Annotated in this window: 17 protein-coding genes; 7 read left to right on the top strand and 10 right to left on the bottom strand. The window is 44.4% G+C overall.

Going from position 1 to position 16,909, the window contains the following annotated elements; genetic code table 11:
- Window positions 1-4 precede the first annotated feature (4 nt).
- On the bottom strand, window positions 5-1,081 hold the full coding sequence (dinB, locus tag vsple_RS03480) for a DNA polymerase IV (RefSeq protein ID WP_261882687.1): 1,077 nt from the start codon (window positions 1,079-1,081) through the stop codon (window positions 5-7).
- Window positions 1,082-1,239: 158 nt separating this feature from the next.
- Between dinB and vsple_RS03475 the strand changes: the two genes are divergently transcribed.
- On the top strand, window positions 1,240-2,463 hold the full coding sequence (locus tag vsple_RS03475; RefSeq protein WP_261882686.1) for a diguanylate cyclase: 1,224 nt from the start codon (window positions 1,240-1,242) through the stop codon (window positions 2,461-2,463).
- Between the two features lie 65 nt (window positions 2,464-2,528).
- Here the strand turns inward: vsple_RS03475 and nqrM are convergent, their stop codons facing one another.
- The 9 genes from nqrM to bolA form a co-directional block, all read right to left on the bottom strand.
- Complete coding sequence (gene nqrM, locus vsple_RS03470; RefSeq protein ID WP_255231281.1) at window positions 2,529-2,783, bottom strand: (Na+)-NQR maturation NqrM; 255 nt, start codon at window positions 2,781-2,783, stop codon at window positions 2,529-2,531.
- A 15-nt stretch (window positions 2,784-2,798) separates the two neighbouring features.
- Window positions 2,799-3,803, bottom strand: coding sequence for an FAD:protein FMN transferase (locus vsple_RS03465; RefSeq protein ID WP_261882685.1), 1,005 nt, complete (start codon window positions 3,801-3,803; stop codon window positions 2,799-2,801).
- A gap of 162 nt (window positions 3,804-3,965) precedes the next feature.
- Complete coding sequence (gene nqrF, locus vsple_RS03460) at window positions 3,966-5,192, bottom strand: NADH:ubiquinone reductase (Na(+)-transporting) subunit F (protein WP_255231283.1); 1,227 nt, start codon at window positions 5,190-5,192, stop codon at window positions 3,966-3,968.
- 29 nt (window positions 5,193-5,221) lie between these two features.
- Complete coding sequence (gene nqrE, locus vsple_RS03455; protein WP_032551424.1) at window positions 5,222-5,818, bottom strand: NADH:ubiquinone reductase (Na(+)-transporting) subunit E; 597 nt, start codon at window positions 5,816-5,818, stop codon at window positions 5,222-5,224.
- A gap of 7 nt (window positions 5,819-5,825) precedes the next feature.
- Window positions 5,826-6,458, bottom strand: a complete 633-nt coding sequence (locus vsple_RS03450) for an NADH:ubiquinone reductase (Na(+)-transporting) subunit D (protein ID WP_255231284.1) — start codon at window positions 6,456-6,458, stop codon at window positions 5,826-5,828.
- A complete protein-coding gene (locus vsple_RS03445) occupies window positions 6,458-7,225 on the bottom strand; it encodes a Na(+)-translocating NADH-quinone reductase subunit C (RefSeq protein WP_261882684.1) in 768 nt (255 codons plus the stop codon). The genes vsple_RS03450 and vsple_RS03445 overlap by 1 nt, the downstream gene beginning before the upstream one ends.
- On the bottom strand, window positions 7,215-8,459 hold the full coding sequence (locus vsple_RS03440; protein ID WP_261882683.1) for an NADH:ubiquinone reductase (Na(+)-transporting) subunit B: 1,245 nt from the start codon (window positions 8,457-8,459) through the stop codon (window positions 7,215-7,217). The genes vsple_RS03445 and vsple_RS03440 overlap by 11 nt, the downstream gene beginning before the upstream one ends.
- Window positions 8,460-8,464: 5 nt before the next feature.
- A complete protein-coding gene (locus vsple_RS03435) occupies window positions 8,465-9,805 on the bottom strand; it encodes a Na(+)-translocating NADH-quinone reductase subunit A (RefSeq protein ID WP_261882682.1) in 1,341 nt (446 codons plus the stop codon).
- 519 nt (window positions 9,806-10,324) lie between these two features.
- Window positions 10,325-10,636, bottom strand: a complete 312-nt coding sequence (gene bolA / locus vsple_RS03430; RefSeq protein ID WP_255231763.1) for a transcriptional regulator BolA — start codon at window positions 10,634-10,636, stop codon at window positions 10,325-10,327.
- Between the two features lie 169 nt (window positions 10,637-10,805).
- Here bolA and vsple_RS03425 point away from each other — a divergent pair, with 169 nt between their 5' ends.
- The 6 genes from vsple_RS03425 (at window position 10,806) to panE (ending at window position 16,830) form a co-directional block, all read left to right on the top strand.
- Complete coding sequence (locus tag vsple_RS03425; RefSeq protein ID WP_261882681.1) at window positions 10,806-11,957, top strand: methyltransferase; 1,152 nt, start codon at window positions 10,806-10,808, stop codon at window positions 11,955-11,957.
- Between the two features lie 63 nt (window positions 11,958-12,020).
- Window positions 12,021-12,590, top strand: coding sequence for a YajG family lipoprotein (locus vsple_RS03420; protein ID WP_255231288.1), 570 nt, complete (start codon window positions 12,021-12,023; stop codon window positions 12,588-12,590).
- A complete protein-coding gene (locus tag vsple_RS03415) occupies window positions 12,590-13,138 on the top strand; it encodes a peptidylprolyl isomerase (RefSeq protein WP_261882680.1) in 549 nt (182 codons plus the stop codon). The genes vsple_RS03420 and vsple_RS03415 overlap by 1 nt, the downstream gene beginning before the upstream one ends.
- A 54-nt stretch (window positions 13,139-13,192) precedes the next feature.
- On the top strand, window positions 13,193-14,548 hold the full coding sequence (locus tag vsple_RS03410; protein WP_261882679.1) for an AmpG family muropeptide MFS transporter: 1,356 nt from the start codon (window positions 13,193-13,195) through the stop codon (window positions 14,546-14,548).
- 447 nt (window positions 14,549-14,995) lie between these two features.
- Window positions 14,996-15,832 (top strand): nucleoside-specific channel-forming Tsx family protein, encoded by an 837-nt coding sequence (locus tag vsple_RS03405; RefSeq protein ID WP_261882678.1) that lies wholly within the window; start codon window positions 14,996-14,998, stop codon window positions 15,830-15,832.
- A 110-nt stretch (window positions 15,833-15,942) separates the two neighbouring features.
- Entirely contained in the window at window positions 15,943-16,830 is an 888-nt protein-coding gene (gene panE / locus vsple_RS03400) for a 2-dehydropantoate 2-reductase (RefSeq protein WP_261882677.1), read from the top strand.
- Window positions 16,831-16,909: the final 79 nt, after the last annotated feature.

The raw sequence follows: 16,909 nt of genomic DNA, 5'->3' as shown, positions 1-16,909 counted from the left end.
ATGATTAGAAGAAACTGAGTTGGCGCATTTGATCTTTGGGTTGCAGCATGACACTTAACCCTAGCAAGCGAATCTCACGTCCTTGCTGACGCTTTAGAATCTCACTCAACAGCTCTTTGAAGTGCTCGAGATTCAAAGAGGGTTGAATATGTTCAATAGTGGTTTGTTGAAAGTCCGCAAACTTAAGCTTAATGCCTTGCTTGGTGATAGATTTAGTCGGGCTCGCCTTCTCAAGCCTTGCTTCTAACTCAGGAAACAGGCGCTCTTCAATCACTTTCCAGCACTCTTGATAAGTTGAGATGTTTTCACTGAAAGTGCGCTCCACACCCACCGACTTCCTTTCTCGCTCAACTACAACCTCTCGATCATCAATGCCATGGCTTCTCTTCCAAAGCGAAGCACCTTGTCGACCAAACTTAGCCAACAAGGATCGATAATCTGTCTGCTTAATATCTTTACAGATATAAAAGCCCGCTTGATGAAGCTTCTCGATACTCACTTTGCCAACGCCAGGGATCTTCTCCAATGGCAACTCATCAATCACCCCCTGAACATCTTGAGGGGGAATAACAAACTGTCCATTGGGCTTATTCATATCCGAAGCCACTTTAGCCAAAAACTTAATCGGCGCGACACCTGCAGACGCCGTTAACTGGAGTTCATTCCAAATATCACGACGGATAGCTTCGGCAATAAGAGTGGCTGAGCCATGACACTGCTCTGAGTCAGTCACATCAAGAAAGGCTTCATCCAGTGATAGCGGTTCAATGATGGAGGTATATCGAGAAAAGATGGCTCGGATCTGCTTAGAGATTTCCTTATAGACCTGCATCCGCCCCGGCACCACCAACAGGTTTGGGCACAACTGCAACGCCTTAGCCGTTGGCATCGCCGAGCGAATACCAAATTTGCGCGCCTCATAGTTACAAGTACTCAGTACTCCACGCTGCTTCTCGTGTCCACCTACGGCTAACGGACGATTTCGATATGATGGGTTATCGCGCATTTCGACAGCCGCGTAAAAGCAGTCCATATCAACATGGATTATTTTCCGCACTCTTTCTCTATCAGAAGCACACATGACCAAAACACCCGCCAAACACTGTATTAATAAACAGTATAATCATTTATTCGCCGAGAACAAAGTGATCATTGATTGAGCCATCTTTCGCTTAGTCAGTTGTCAACACTTCTGGTAGTATAGTTAAAAAGTATTTACTCAAGATGTAGGGAACAGAGTTGACTGAAAAAATACTGGTTGTTGAAGACAGTCGAGCCTTTAGAAACTACCTTCACCAACAGCTAACTACTAGCGGTTTTGCGGTGACGCTCGCCGAATCTGTCCAGCAGGCTAAAGAGATACTTGAACAGGAAACAGACTTTCTTTGCGCGGTATTAGACTATTGCCTGCCAGATGGACAAGATGGCGAAATCGTCGACTTGGTTCTTGGTTACCAACAGAAGATCATCGTACTGACTGCCATGTTCAGTGCAGCCCTACGTGAGCAAGTACTTGCTAAAGGTGTGATTGATTACATTCTAAAAGACAGTAAGGCGTCAGTGACGTATTTGCTACCTTTAATTCAACGCATTACTAACAACAAAAATCACAAAGCTCTGGTTGTCGACGACTCTTCAGTGGTGCGCCACTACATAGTGCAACTCCTCGAACACCAATACATCCAAACTGTTCAAGCTGTTGACGGTGAACAAGGCTTAGCTCTACTTCAAAGCGACCCCGATATTACGTTTGTCGTTACCGATCATGACATGCCCAATAAGGACGGCATCACCATGATTCGAGAAATTCGCCAACACTACACACGCAACGAACTGGCCATCTTAGGGCTGTCAGGAAGTGATGATCGCACATTAACCGCACAGTTCCTAAAAGCGGGCGCTAACGACTTTCTCTATAAGCCATTCAATCAAGAAGAGTTCTTCTGTCGTATTCACCAACTACTGGATATGAAAGAAGCCAACAATGAACTGTTCCGTCACGCCAATGAAGACGCGCTTACCGGATTATGGAATCGCCGATTCTTGTTCAATCAAGCTTGTAAAGGTTGCGATAAACGCAATATCGCAATGATGGATATCGACTTCTTTAAAAAAGTAAATGATACCTACGGTCATGATGGCGGCGACGCTGTATTAATTGCAGTTGGTCGAATCATTAAATCATTTTTCAAAGATGACGTGGCTGCTCGTTTTGGCGGCGAGGAGTTCTGTATTCAGGCTTGCGGATCATTTAGAGACTTTATCGTGCGTCTAGAAAAGATGAGAATGGCGATTGAACAGCAGGTCATAACTCATGACGATCAACAAATTCAAGTTACTATGAGTATTGGCGTCACCAACATTGAGTCCGACTTAGATAGTCAGATAAAAGCGGCTGATGAACTCTTATATCAAGCCAAAGAGCAAGGCCGCAATCAACTGGTGTTTGAAAGAAACAACTAAAAACCACCACAAACAAAAAAGCTCAAGGTTTCCCCTTGAGCTTTTCTTTTATCAGGTAAGTCTGATTAAGCGATACGGTCTTTTTCCCATGCAGCGAGCTTCTCTTCACGTGCAGCTAACTTCTCAGCACGGTAAGCTTCACGAGCTTCACGCTTCTTACGCGCATCACAAGGCTCAGGACAGTTACATACCTTATCGATACCAACCGCACCAAGACCACCACAGCTACCTTTTACCACTTTCTTCTGGATGATGTAGCCAATCGACATTGCTGCAATCACTGCTAGAAAAACACCAAATGTAATAATAAATGTATTCATAATGCTCTCGCTACCTTATTTCTTTAAGTATGGCTTGAACGCTTCAGAGGCGATCTCTTCAAAGCCATCGGCTGTTTTTACCACCATAAATGCTGGGATATTATGTTGATTTGCGATTTCCATACCTTTTACCTCACCTAAGACCATAAGGCCAGTAGATAAACCATCTGCAGTCATTGAAGACGGGGCTAACACGGTTACTGATACCACTTTATGATGAATCGGTTTACCTGTTTCTGGATTGATAATGTGTGAGTAACGAACACCATCACGCTCAAAATAGTTTCGGTAATCACCCGATGTGGCAATAGCCATGTCACCTGGCTCAATGATCTCTTGAATCGTACGCTCTTCAACGCTTGGCTTTTCAATCGCAATGCGCCAACCAACATTTTCACGATTTAGACCTTTCAAGCGAATCTCACCACCGACTTCAACCATGTAGTTGTGAATGCCAATAGAGTCTAGGTAGTCAGCCAGTACATCCACACCCCAACCTTTCGCAATAGTTGAAAGGTCAACGTATAAACTTGGCAGATCTTTCGTCAGCTTGTTGCCCTCTACGCTTAGATGGTGGATACCAATTTTTTGTTTGCGTGCAGCCAGCTCTTCATCCGTTGGAACCACTTCAGGGCGGGCTTCAGGGCCAAAGCCCCAAAGATTGACCAAAGGCCCAACTGTCACATCCAATGCACCTTCAGTAAGACCGTTCAAACGAATCGCTTCTTTCACAACCGTCGCCGTTTGCTCAGACACTTCAAACGCATCGCCACCTTCATACTGGTTAAAGCGACTTAACTCGGAATCTTTGCGGTATGTCGACATCTGATCATTCACTTCTTCAAGCAGACGATCGATCTCTGCGTGCACCTTGTCTGATGCAGGAAAATCATCACTATTGATGTACTTAATATTGTAGCTCGTGCCCATAGTCGGACCGTTCAAATGTACTTGCTCTCGTGGCTTTTCACAGCCAGCCAAAAACAGTAGAGAAGTTAATGCAACAAGCCAAATTCTCACTTGCTTACTCCCATTATTGTTAGTGATTTATATAAGAAAGAACAGTGTCTGCATGCTTGCCACATATGCTTTCTTATATAAGCCGTTGTGTGGTGAACACAGCTTAGAAAAACAAATGGCTGACTCCTAAGAGCCAGCCATAATATCAGTTACTTAAGTGGATTAACCACCGAAGTCATCTAGAAGGATGTTCTCATCTTCTACACCAAGATCTTTTAGCATGCCGATAACAGCCGCGTTCATCATCGGTGGACCACACATGTAGTACTCACAATCTTCAGGAGCTTCGTGATCCTTCAGGTAGTTTTCGTACAGTACGTTGTGGATGAAGCCTGTGTAACCATCCCAGTTATCTTCTGGCATTGGATCAGACAGAGCACAGTGCCAAACGAAGTTATCGTTTTCAGCTTGTAGGCCGTCGAAGTCTTCTACGTAGAACATCTCACGCTTAGAACGTGCACCGTACCAGAAAGACATCTTACGAGTTGAGTTAAGACGCTTAAGCTGGTCGAAGATGTGTGAACGCATTGGCGCCATACCAGCACCACCACCAACGAATACCATTTCAGCATCAGTGTCTTTCGCAAAGAACTCACCAAATGGACCAGAGATAGTACACTTGTCGCCCTCTTTAAGAGACCAGATGAACGATGACATTTGACCCGGTGGAACATCAGGATTATTTGGCGGCGGCGTAGCGATACGCACGTTCAGCATAATAATACCGTGTTCTTCTGGGTAGTTAGCCATTGAGTATGCACGGATGATATCTTCATCAACCTTAGACTCGTAACGGAACAGGTTAAACTTGTCCCAGTCTTCGCGGTACTCTTCTGGTACATCGAAATCAGAATATTTGATGTGGTGAGCAGGCGCTTCAATCTGAATGTAACCACCAGCACGGAATGGTACTGATTCGCCATCAGGGATTTGCAGCTTAAGCTCTTTGATGAAGGTTGCTTTGTTATCGTTAGAGATAACTTCACATTCCCACTTCTTCACACCGAAGATCTCTTCAGGAAGTTCGATATCCATGTCAGTTTTCATAGCAACTTGACATGCAAGACGTTCACCTTCGCGCGCTTCACCTTTAGTAATGTGGTCAAGCTCAGTTGGAAGGATGTCGCCACCGCCTGATTTAATTTTTACGCGACACTGACCACAAGAGCCACCGCCACCACAAGCAGAAGATACGAATACACCAGCACCAGCTAGAGCACCAAGCAGTTTACCGCCCGGTTGTGTCGTGATTGCTAGAGATGGGTCATCGTTTACAGCGATAGTGATGTCACCTGTAGGTACAAGCTTAGATTTAGCGAAAAGAATCACTAAAACCAGTGCAAGTACAATGATGGTAAACATCGCTACACCAAGAATAATGCTTTGCATTTGTTATTCCTTATTTCTGGGTGCTTACCCTACAGTTGAACACCAGAGAAAGACATAAAGCCTAACGCCATTAGACCAACACTGATGAACGTGATACCAAGACCACGAAGACCAGGAGGTACGTCAGAGTACTTCATCTTCTCACGGATACCCGCAAGTGCAACGATAGCTAACATCCAACCCACACCAGAACCGAAGCCGTACACAACAGATTCTGCGAAGTTGTAGTCACGCGTTACCATGAAAGATACACCACCAAAGATTGCACAGTTAACTGTGATCAGTGGTAGGAAGATACCTAGTGCGTTGTACAAAGGTGGGAAGAAACGGTCAAGAACCATCTCTAGGATTTGTACAAGTGCCGCGATAACACCGATGAATGCGATGAAGTTAAGGAAACTTAAATCGACACCTTCAACAAGCGCGTTCTCTTTTAGAATGTGCGTGTAAACAAGGTTGTTTACAGGTACAGCGATTGTAAGTACTACAACTACCGCAACACCAAGACCAAAAGAAGTTTTAACTTTCTTAGATACCGCTAGGAATGTACACATACCTAGGAAGAAAGAAAGCGCCATGTTTTCGATGAAAATCGATTTAACTAGCAGACTAATATAATGTTCCATGACTACCTTACCCCTTCGCTTCTACTTGCTCTGGTTTGAACGTACGAATCGCCCAAATCAAGAAGCCGATTAGGAAGAATGCAGAAGGTGCTAGAAGCATCAAGCCGTTTGGCTGATACCAACCACCGTTGCTCACTAGAGGTAGTACTTCCATACCAAATAGCTTGCCTGAGCCTAGAAGCTCACGGAAGAAACCTACAGTGATAAGAACGAAGCCGTAACCAAGACCGTTACCAAGACCATCGATTAGAGATGGGATTGGCTCAGACTTCATTGCGAATGCTTCAGCACGACCCATTACAATACAGTTAGTAATGATTAGGCCTACGAATACAGATAGCTGTTTAGAGATATCGTATAGGTATGCTTTAAGCACTTGGTCTACCACGATTACAAGTGATGCGATGATCGCCATCTGAACGATGATACGCACACTGTTAGGAATGTGGTTACGGATTAAAGAAACGAAGAAGTTAGACAGAGCAGTAACAAACATTACTGCGATAGTCATAACAAATGCTGTTTCTAGTTTAGTGGTTACCGCAAGAGCAGAACACACACCAAGAACCTGTAGCGCGATTGGGTTGTTGTCCAATACTGGCGCTAAGATGCTCTTTTTAATATCTTTTGCACTAGACATTAGTTCAGACCTCCGTCACGAACTTTTGCTAGGAACGGACCAAAGCCCATTTCACCTAACCAGAAGTCAAATGTATGTTGAACACCAACGCTAGTTAGTGTTGCACCAGAAAGGCCATCAACACCGTGCTCAGAACCTTCAGGAGCGCCACCTTTCACAACTTTGATAGCTGGCTTGTGGTTTTCGTCGAATAGTTTCTTACCAACGAATTGAGCACGCCATGTTGGGTTCTCAACTTCACCACCAAGTCCTGGAGTTTCACCTTGCTCGTAGTACGTGATGCCAGAAACTGTGTTGCCATCAGTCTCTACCGCAACGAATGCGTACATCATTGACCATAGGCCGTTACCGTGAACAGGGATGATAACTTTAGTCGTTTCTTCACCAGATTTAACTAGATAAACCGTACCAGTGTTAGCACGACGAAGGATCTTAGCTACGTCTTCTTCAGCTGAAAGCTTGATAGACTGAGCTGGATCTTTTGCCGCTTTACGTTGGTCGTATGCAGCTGCATCGCCGTCAACGAAATCACCAGTAGCGAAATCAACTAGACGAGGTTCGATGTTCTCTTCGTATAACGCAGGAATGTCGCCTGCTAGGTCGATGCCTGCAACTTCTAGGATCTTAGTTTGCTGATCAAGAACTGCGTTAGCTTGTTGCTTAGGTTTAAGAACAACTGCAGCTGTTGAAACGACGATTGAGCACACTAGACTCAACGCGATAACAACAAACAGCGTCTTTTTAATGCTATCGTTATTACTTGCCATAGCGAGCTAGTCTCCGCTTAATGTTCTTCTCGATTACAACGTGGTCAAACAGAGGGGCAAATAGGTTTGCGAATAGGATCGCAAGCATCATGCCTTCTGGGTATGCTGGGTTAACAACACGGATCATTACACACATTGCGCCGATTAGGATGCCGTACCACCACTTACCTTTGTTGGTAAATGATGCTGATACTGGGTCTGTTGCCATGAAGAACATACCGAATGCGAAGCCACCTAGAACTAGGTGCCAGTGCCAAGGCATGCTGAACATTGCATTCGTGTCAGAACCGATCACGTTGAACAGCGTAGACACAGCGATCATACCGATCATTACACCCGCAATGATGCGCCATGAAGCTATACGCATGTATACGATCATCGCAGCACCGATCATCAGTGCTAGAGTCGATACTTCACCGATAGAACCTGGGATGTTACCAATGAACGCGTCCATCCAAGTGATTGCTTCACCAGATACCGTGTTCACTAGAGCGCTACCGCCGCCTTGAGCCCATTGGCTAAGAGCAGTTGCACCAGAGAAACCATCCGCTGCAGTCCATACTAGGTCACCAGAAATCTGAGCAGGGTATGCAAAGAATAGGAACGCACGGCCAGCAAGAGCAGGGTTCAAGAAGTTACGACCCGTACCACCGAAGATCTCTTTAGCAACAACAACACCGAAGGTAATACCTAGTGCCGCTTGCCATAGAGGAAGTGTTGGCGGAACGATAAGTGCAAAAAGGATAGAAGTAACAAAGAAACCTTCGTTAACTTCGTGCTTACGCACCATACAGAACAGAACTTCCCAGAAACCACCAACGATGAATACCGTTGCGTAGATAGGTAGGAAGTAAGTCGCACCTAGTAGCATTTTGCTGCCAACACCTGCATCGGCTCCCAAGGAAGCGCCAAGCATTTGAGTCAGCCAGTAGTGCCAGTTACCATCGATTACAGATGCTAGTTCAGCGCCTGCGTACATATGGTTAAGTGCAGCGATAGCTTGGCCACCCGCGTTGTACATACCCCAGAACATAGCTGGGAATACCGCGAACCAAACCATAATCATGATACGTTTTAGGTCAACGCTATCACGAACATGCGAGCTCTTCTTTGTAATAAGACCTGGCGTGTAGAACACAGTTGCCGCTGCTTCGTAAAGCGCGAACCACTTCTCGTGTTTACCACCTGGCTCAAAATGATGCTCGATGTCTTCAAGAAACTTTTTAAGGCCCATGAAAATTACCCTTCCTTCTCAATCGTATCTAGGCATTCACGAAGTAGTTGACCGTACTCGTACTTGCCTGGACATACAAAGGTACACAATGCTACATCTTCTTCATCTAGCTCTAGCGCACCTAGTGCTTGAGCACTATCAACGTCGCCTGCACATAGATCACGAAGCAGCAGAGTAGGTTCCATATCTAGAGGCATTACGCGCTCGTAGTTACCAATTGGAACCATTGAGCGATCACTACCGTTCGTTGTCGTTGTCATGTTGAACAACTGACCTTTGAACAGGTGACCAAGGAATGAACGAGTAACAGAGAACTTGTTCTTACCAGGCATAGCCCAGCCGAACAGCTCTTTATCACGACCTTCACGTAGAACAGAAACTTGCTGATGGTAACGACCAAGGTAAGCATGAGGACCTGTTGCTTGAGTACCAGTTAGTACTGAACCAGAGATCACACGAACTTCACCTGGCATCAACTCGCTGTCCGTAAGCTCATCAAGGCTAGCACCAAGTTGAGTACGAACAAGACGTGGGTTGTTTACGACTGGACCAGCCAGAGAAACAACGCGATCTGTGTAAATTTCACCCGTTAGGAAAAGTTTACCGAACGCGATAACGTCTTGATAGTTAATGCTCCACGCTACGTTTTCTGCATTTACCGGATATAGGTAATGCATATGTGTACCTGCAAGACCTGCAGGATGTGGGCCATCGAAAACATGTTCTTCAACATTAGACTGAGACGAACGAGGTAGGCTTGTGCCTTTCTTACAAACGTAAACCTTGCCGCTCGTTAGAGTTGAAAGAATATCTAAACCAGCAACGAAAGCATCAGACTGCTCGTTAATGATCAATTCTGGCTCAGCAGCTAGAGGGTTCGTATCCATAGCAGTTACGAAAATAGCCTGAGTTTCAGAATCAACAGCTGGAACCTTGCTGAACGGACGAGTACGCAGAGCGGTCCATGCGCCAGACTCAACAAGCTGAGTCTTAACCGTATCACGGTCTAGACCTGCTAGTTGGTTAGCTTCATAGTTATTGAACGTGATTTGCTCATTGCCTGCTACTTCAATCACTACTGATTGAAGAACACGCTTAGCACCACGGTTTACTTCAATAACTTTACCGCTTGCTGGAGAAGTAAATACAACACCTGGGTTCTTTTTATCTGCAAAAAGAACTTGGCCTTTCTTCACTTCATCACCAACGCGAGCATGCATCGTAGGACGCATACCAACGTACTCTTCGCCAAGCAAGGCGACTTTAGTGATGGACTTACCATCATTAATCACCTGGGATGGAGCTCCTGCAATAGGAAGATCCAAGCCCTTCTTTATTGTAATCATACGCACTTGCACTACTTTATCGGGAAAAAGATTCTTTTAATTGCGTAAATTCAGGACGGTTTTTATGCGCCCTTAGACACGACATTAGAGTGTCCGGTTTTGGTAGAATTAAGGCACCAAAATCGCAACATTATCTTAATAAACTCATCACAAAAATGAGGTGAGATTTATCAGGTGCCGTATTCTAGCATTTTTTGACGTCTTGATGCCATGACCAATAACTTGAATAAGGGTTATATTTGGTGAGAATTGAAGCATATGGACTCTCAAATATGAATAATTTTGACGAGCCGCACAGATAAAAAGGCATTTTAATCGCGTTTTAAACAAGAGATTAACACTCTGTCACAAAGTAATATTTTTCCGATTATGTTGAAACACTGTTAATAAAAACATTACTATTTATGGGTATTTCAGATCGTTTAAGGAGTCATCAAGCTGGTCAATATAACAACGAAAAACCGATAGATTTGGCGATAAAAAAGGCAGCCAATGCCACCCTTTGTTTATCTACCCGCTTTATGACTTGCTGCCACCCATACACATTGGACTATCTGGCACGCTGTCAAACTGCTTCTGCCATTCTTCTTTTGTATAAGTATGAATAGAGAGCGCATGGATGTGATTCGCTAACTCTTCAGACAGCACTTGATTGACAGCTCGATGACGTGCAATCAAACGCAGACCTTCAAATGCATCACTCACCACAACCACTTTAAAATGGCTTTCAGAACCTGCTGGAACATTGTGCATGTAGCTTTCATTTACTACATTGAGATGTGTTGGCTCAAACTCATTATGCAGTTTCGTTTCAATGACTTCTTGGATCATCATGATTCCTTTATCGGACTCTTATTATTCACTATCAAAACAGTATAAACCCAAAGTGGGTAAGTGTCTTTAATACATGACACTCATAGGAATGTAGAGTTTTTTCTATCTTGTTTAGTCCGCTTTTGAGAGAATGCCGCCGTTATTTCTCACATAAAGTATCTAAGTCATGAAAACCGAACTTACCCTACACGACAGAACCCTGACTCTACATCGTTTCCCTAAACGTTCTAGTGAAACCCTGCAGGCGTGGGATGCTGGTGATGAATACATTATCAATCATGTCGAAGAGATGGCTCTAGAACCTGGAAAACACATCCTGATTCTCAATGATCACTTTGGTGCACTCTCCGCTTGGTTCTCACAAGATCACGACGTGACAATGATGAGCGACTCGTTTATTTCTCATCGAGGCGCACTCAAAAACCTGCAACGTAACCAATGTAATCGCGTTCAGTTTCTCACTACCATGGACGATATCCCAGCTGGTGTTGATCTGGTATTGATGCAGCTACCAAAAACCAATCGCCATTTAGTGTGGCAACTAAGTCAATTGCGTCAGGCTCTTCCTGAAGGATGCCAAGTGATTGGTGTCAATAAAGTAAAAGAGATTCACACCTCTACCCTCAACCTATTTGAAAAGTACCTCGGTGAAACCAAAACCTCTTTAGCGAAGAAAAAACACCGCTTGGTATTCTCGTCACCAAACTGTCAGCCTATTCACAAGGTTGAACCGTACGTTGAGTGGGACGTTGATGGTGAAGATATCCGCCTGAAAAATTTACCGAATGTTTACTCAGGGGAAGCACTCGATCAGGGCGCTCGCTATATGCTTGAGCACATCCCGCAAGATCCGGAGCTTCGTCATATCATCGACCTAGGTTGTGGCAACGGAGTATTAAGTGTTAAAGCGGCGCAACTGAACCCACAGGCTCGCATTACCTGTGTTGATGAGAGCTTTATGGCGGTGGAATCGGCCAAACAGAACATTCATCACAACATCGGGGACGAGGGCAATTTCCAGTTCATTGCCAATAACTGTTTAGATGGGTTCAAGAAGAACAGCACCTACTTAGTTCTGTGTAATCCTCCTTTTCATCAACAACAAGCGATCACCGACCATATTGCATGGCAGATGTTTTGTGATGCAAAGCATGTTCTTAGTAACGGGGGCAAATTAATTGTTATTGGCAACCGACACCTCGGATACGATGTAAAGTTAGCGAGATTATTTGGCAAGGCGAACGTCGAAACGCTTGAATTGAACCAAAAATTTGAGATATTACAAGCAACAAGAGAGCCCGCTAACTTTAATAAGTAGCTGTGGTATTGCGCGTACGGGAAAGTGCCGTGCGTCTCGTGTGGAATTAGAAAGGATATTGGAATGAAAAAACTGATTTTAGCAGCTTCTATTATGGCTTTGACGGCGTGTTCTGCGCCTCAACAAGAGCAGATCAACCTAGCTCCAGAAGCTTCTCTCAGTAATAGCAACCTAGTACAAGGCAAAACGTACACTCTAAGCAGTAAAGATGTACGTGCGGCACAATACGTCGCACTCGTGGATAGCGGCCGTTCCAACATTCAACCTATTCATGCTAAGCAGAACATGCGCATCTCTTTAGAGAACGTATTAGCTCAACAGCTTGAATCTCAAGGCTTCCGAGCGAGCGTTAATAGCGAAAACTCTGTTGTTCTTGAAATCCAAGAAGCCTTAGTGACGGTTAAGCACACCATCATGGAAAACCAAATGGATGGTAAGGTAACGCTGGAAGTAACAGCTGAAACTCCGGCAGGCAAACTGGTCAAGACCTTTAATGGTACAGCAGTTCGCACAGGAGCATTGAGTGCTTCAAACGAAGATATTGCTCTGGTGCTAAACGACGTTATCAATCTAGTTCTGACTGAAATCGCCAACGACCAAGAACTTCAAACTTACATGAAGGAGCATTTCTAATGGGTCGTATTCTAACTTCTATTACTCTAGCAATGCTAAGCGCGAGCGTTTGGGCTGGCCCCAAAGTGGCGGTTGAGACTACGTTAGGTAATTTCACGATCGAACTTAATGAAGAGCAAGCACCAATCAGCTCGGAAAACTTTCTAAAGTACGTAGAAGATGGCAGCTATGTTGGCAGCCAATTCCACCGAGTGATCCCAGGTTTTATGGCTCAAGGTGGTGGCTTTGATGAAGAGATGAACCGTCTACCGACTTATGCGCCAATCAAAAATGAAGGCAACAACGGTCTACAGAACAAAACCGCGACGATTGCGATGGCACGTACCAACGCGCCACACTCTGCAACTCGCCAGTTCTTCATTAACTACTCTGACAACACCTTCCTAAATGCTGGTGCTGGTAATCCAGGCTATGCGGTATTCGGTGAAGTGACAGAAGGCTTCGATGTCGTTCAGAAAATGGCGACCATCCCAACTAAGCGCGTGGGTCGTATGTCTGACATCCCAGTAGACCCAATCGTGATTACAGCCGTCAAAGTTATCAAATAATCTCTTCTCACGCCCTTAACTCATTAAGGGCGTTTTTCTATACAAGGACGCCCTATGTCTTCAGGCTCTTCCTCACTTTCATGGATGCAAACTTTCCGTAGCTATTTAGATAAGCGACTACTCTGGGTGTTTATGCTCGGTTGTTCCAGCGGTTTTCCCTGGGTATTAATTGGCTCCAACATGTCAGGCTGGCTGAAAGATGCCGGATTAACCCGTGCTGCGATTGGTTATTTCGGTAGTGTATTTGCCGTTTACGCGATCAATTTTTTATGGGCGCCATTAGTGGACCGCGTTAAACTGCCTGTGCTTCATGCAATACTTGGCCAACGTCGTAGCTGGATATTTTTCTGTCAATCCATCGTATTGATTGCCACCCTTTTTATCGCAGGTGTCAATCCAGCCAACGACCTGATGTTTACCTCGATGTTGGCTCTAGGTATTGCGATTGCCTCTGCAACTCAAGATATTGCCATCGATGCGTTTCGTATCGATACCTTCCCTAAATCTGAAGCATCAAAACTACCACAAGCTTCTGCAATGGCAGTGGTCGGTTGGTGGACAGGTTACTCCTTGCCGGGCTATCTCGCATTCATTAACGCTGACGCAATTGGATGGAATGGCGTCTACTACGGTATGGCTGGTGTGGTGGTGGTCTTAATGTTGTTCACATTACTGGTTGGGGAGCCAAAAACAGAACGTGAACAGTTACAAGAGCAAGCTCAACAACGTCACAATAAAGTGATCGATTCTAAGATCGTCGCTTGGTTTAGCGTAACTGTGATTGAACCTTTTTATGACTTCTTCAAGCGCAATGGCGTACAAGTGGCAATCACTCTACTGTTGTTTGTGTTCTTGTTTAAGATTGGCGAAGCCTTTTTGGGCCGTATGTCTATCACCTTCTACAAAGAGATAGGCTTTAGTAACGAACAGATCGGTCACTACTCGAAACTGATTGGCTGGGGCGCGACAATATTCTTCACTCTGTTAGGCAGTATCTTCAACGTGAAGTTTGGTATCGTGCGAGGGTTAATGATCGGTGGTATTGCGATGGCGGGCAGTAACCTGATGTTCGCATGGATTGCTAAAGCAGGGCCAAGCGAAACCTTGTTCCTCGCGACTATAATTGTCGATAACTTTACAACCGCTTTCTCTACGGTAGCGTTTGTGTCGTTTTTAACCTTGTTAACTGGGCAGGCATTCTCGGCTACGCAATACGCACTCCTTGCTTCTCTGGGGAACTTTGGACGCACAACGTTGGCCTCCTTTAGTGGAGAACTTGTCGACTACCTTAATGATTGGTCGCTGTTCTTTATTATTACCGCACTCATGGTGATACCTAGCCTATTAATGCTCTACTCCCTTCGACACTTCTTCGCTCGCTTGCTTGAAGAAGCACGGCAACAGAAATAGTAGTCCGTTAACTCACAGTGATAAAAGAGAGCCTATTGGTTCTCTTTTTATTTGTGGTTCAACTAATTTGTATTATTTATATTGAGGTATAAGTTCATCTGCAACTGAAAATACGGTGTCAATTCATTTTATACCATTCATGTTGATAACAAGATTTAGATCACTAGATACTGCAAAAACGTTTGCTTCGTACATCAATTATTCAATTTATCTATAAAATGTGCAGCAATCGCTAAATCAATAAAAACTAGGCAGCATCAGGTTGCACTACACCCTTAAAGTTCCCTTATTTAGATCATTTGTGTGACTAGAGTCACTCTTTTATTTCTAGTTTGCATCCATTCTCACTTTTAATTGAGAGCAAAATCGCTATCATGCTCGGCATTCGGACATCACTAACACGCATGGATTAGCGAGTTACTTATTTTTAACAGAGAGAGTTCCCTTATGCGTAAATCACTTCTGACTCTTGGTCTTCTAGCAGCTACTTCTGCTCCAGTAATGGCAGCAGATTACTCTGACGGCGATATCCACAAAAACGATTACAAGTGGCTTCAATTTAACCTAATGGGTGCTTTCGATGAGCTTCCTGGTGAATCATCTCATGACTACCTAGAGATGGAATTTGGTGGTCGTTCAGGAATCTTTGATTTATACGGCTACGTTGATGTATTCAACCTAACTTCAAATCCTGGTAGTGATAAAGATGGTGCAGAAAAAATCTTTATGAAGTTTGCACCTCGTATGTCTCTTGACGGACTAACAGGTAAAGACCTTTCTTTCGGTCCAGTTCAAGAACTATATGTTGCGACTCTGGTTGAGTGGGGCGGCGGCGGTGCGACAAACTGCACCCCAGACCAATCAACTTGTGTTCCAAGTGAAACAACTAACACACAAAAAATCGGTCTAGGTTCTGACGTAATGGTTCCTTGGTTTGGCAAAGTTGGCTTAAACCTATACGGCACATACGACTCAAACAAGAAAGACTGGAACGGTTACCAAGTGTCGGCTAACTGGTTCAAACCATTCTACTTCTTCGAGAACGGTTCATTCATCTCTTACCAAGGTTACATCGACTACCAATTTGGTATGGATGATGACAACAAAGCACTAAACACTTCAAATGGTGGTGCTATGTTCAACGGTATCTACTGGCACTCAGATCGTTTCGCTGTTGGTTACGGCCTTAAAGGTTACAAAGACGTTTACGGTCTTAAAGACGACGGTCTAGCTGGCAAAACGACTGGCTTCGGTCACTATGTAGCAGTAACTTACAAGTTCTAATCTGAGCTTTAAGAAAACTTCCTAAATGGCACCCTCGGGTGCCATTTTTTATTGCTTTCATATTCTGCAGCGCTATCCTGAGCACCTATTTGATAAAACTAGGTCGTATTGTGAATATTACTGTTGCCGGCCCTGGAGCCGTTGGCTCGCTGTGGGCAATTAAACTTCATCAAGCTGGTCATAACGTATCAGTCTGGAGCCGCTCCACTCAAACCGACTACCTAATATCACTCGACGAACAAGCAAAAGTTCGATTCGACAACAATAATAAAACCAAGCTTGCCGATAGTGATCTTATCTTAATTACAGTAAAAGCTTGGCAAGTGGAATCAGCGATCCAACCGCTTATTCCTCATATACATGAAGACGCGATTCTTCTTTTCATGCATAACGGCATGGGCGCAGTAGATAACATCGCTTCACAAGTTGAACCGTTTCCGGTTGTTCTTGCTACTACAACTCAAGCTGCTTATAAAAGCTCGCCAAATCAGGTTCATCACACGGGACACGGCAATACCCAACTTGGTGGCTACAACAGCAACGGCAGCCAGTGTCATTTCTTAGTGGATGTGCTTAATCATGCCCTTCCCGACGTTGTTTGGAACGACAATATCCATCAAGCACTGTGGAATAAGCTTGCTGTAAATTGCGCGATTAACCCTTTAACTGGTCTTGAACAGATTAAAAATGGTCAACTTTCTGAAGAGAAGTATCAAGCCGTAGTCAATGAGATCATTGCCGAAGTCGTTGAAATTATGGTTGCAGAGAATCTACCAACCTCTATCGAGTCGCTCAGTTCAATCGTTCAGCAAGTTATCCAGGCTACTGCAGCCAACAACTCATCGATGAAGCAAGATATGTTCTATCAGCGAAAAACCGAGATCGACTTCATTACGGGTCACTTACTTAATACCGCTCGCAAACACGGTATCGCAACGCCAGTCAATCAAGCACTTTTTGACCGAGTAAAACAGCAAGAAGCGCTGCGGTGTAAATAGTAGTCTCCACAATCAAGTAACTCACGATACAATAAATAGAAGTGCTACGTTCAGCACCCTATCCAATCTTCAACCCTTA

It is taken from the genome of Vibrio pelagius (assembly GCF_024347575.1).
Taxonomy (GTDB): domain Bacteria; phylum Pseudomonadota; class Gammaproteobacteria; order Enterobacterales; family Vibrionaceae; genus Vibrio; species Vibrio pelagius.
Note: the sequence above shows the minus strand (reverse complement) of the source record. Positions and strands in the feature narration are given on the sequence as shown.

Excerpts from the sequence above, each read along its gene's own strand:
- dinB (WP_261882687.1), bottom strand. The coding sequence starts at position 1,081 with ATGTGTGCTTCTGATAGAGAAAGAGTGCGGAAAATAATCCATGTTGAT.
- nqrM (WP_255231281.1), bottom strand. The coding sequence starts at position 2,783 with ATGAATACATTTATTATTACATTTGGTGTTTTTCTAGCAGTGATTGCA.
- nqrF (WP_255231283.1), bottom strand. The coding sequence starts at position 5,192 with ATGCAAAGCATTATTCTTGGTGTAGCGATGTTTACCATCATTGTACTT.
- nqrE (WP_032551424.1), bottom strand. The coding sequence starts at position 5,818 with ATGGAACATTATATTAGTCTGCTAGTTAAATCGATTTTCATCGAAAAC.
- vsple_RS03450 (WP_255231284.1), bottom strand. The coding sequence starts at position 6,458 with ATGTCTAGTGCAAAAGATATTAAAAAGAGCATCTTAGCGCCAGTATTG.
- vsple_RS03445 (WP_261882684.1), bottom strand. The coding sequence starts at position 7,225 with ATGGCAAGTAATAACGATAGCATTAAAAAGACGCTGTTTGTTGTTATC.
- vsple_RS03440 (WP_261882683.1), bottom strand. The coding sequence starts at position 8,459 with ATGGGCCTTAAAAAGTTTCTTGAAGACATCGAGCATCATTTTGAGCCA.
- vsple_RS03435 (WP_261882682.1), bottom strand. The coding sequence starts at position 9,805 with ATGATTACAATAAAGAAGGGCTTGGATCTTCCTATTGCAGGAGCTCCA.
- bolA (WP_255231763.1), bottom strand. The coding sequence starts at position 10,636 with ATGATCCAAGAAGTCATTGAAACGAAACTGCATAATGAGTTTGAGCCA.
- vsple_RS03425 (WP_261882681.1), top strand. The coding sequence starts at position 10,806 with ATGAAAACCGAACTTACCCTACACGACAGAACCCTGACTCTACATCGT.
- vsple_RS03420 (WP_255231288.1), top strand. The coding sequence starts at position 12,021 with ATGAAAAAACTGATTTTAGCAGCTTCTATTATGGCTTTGACGGCGTGT.
- vsple_RS03415 (WP_261882680.1), top strand. The coding sequence starts at position 12,590 with ATGGGTCGTATTCTAACTTCTATTACTCTAGCAATGCTAAGCGCGAGC.
- vsple_RS03410 (WP_261882679.1), top strand. The coding sequence starts at position 13,193 with ATGTCTTCAGGCTCTTCCTCACTTTCATGGATGCAAACTTTCCGTAGC.
- vsple_RS03405 (WP_261882678.1), top strand. The coding sequence starts at position 14,996 with ATGCGTAAATCACTTCTGACTCTTGGTCTTCTAGCAGCTACTTCTGCT.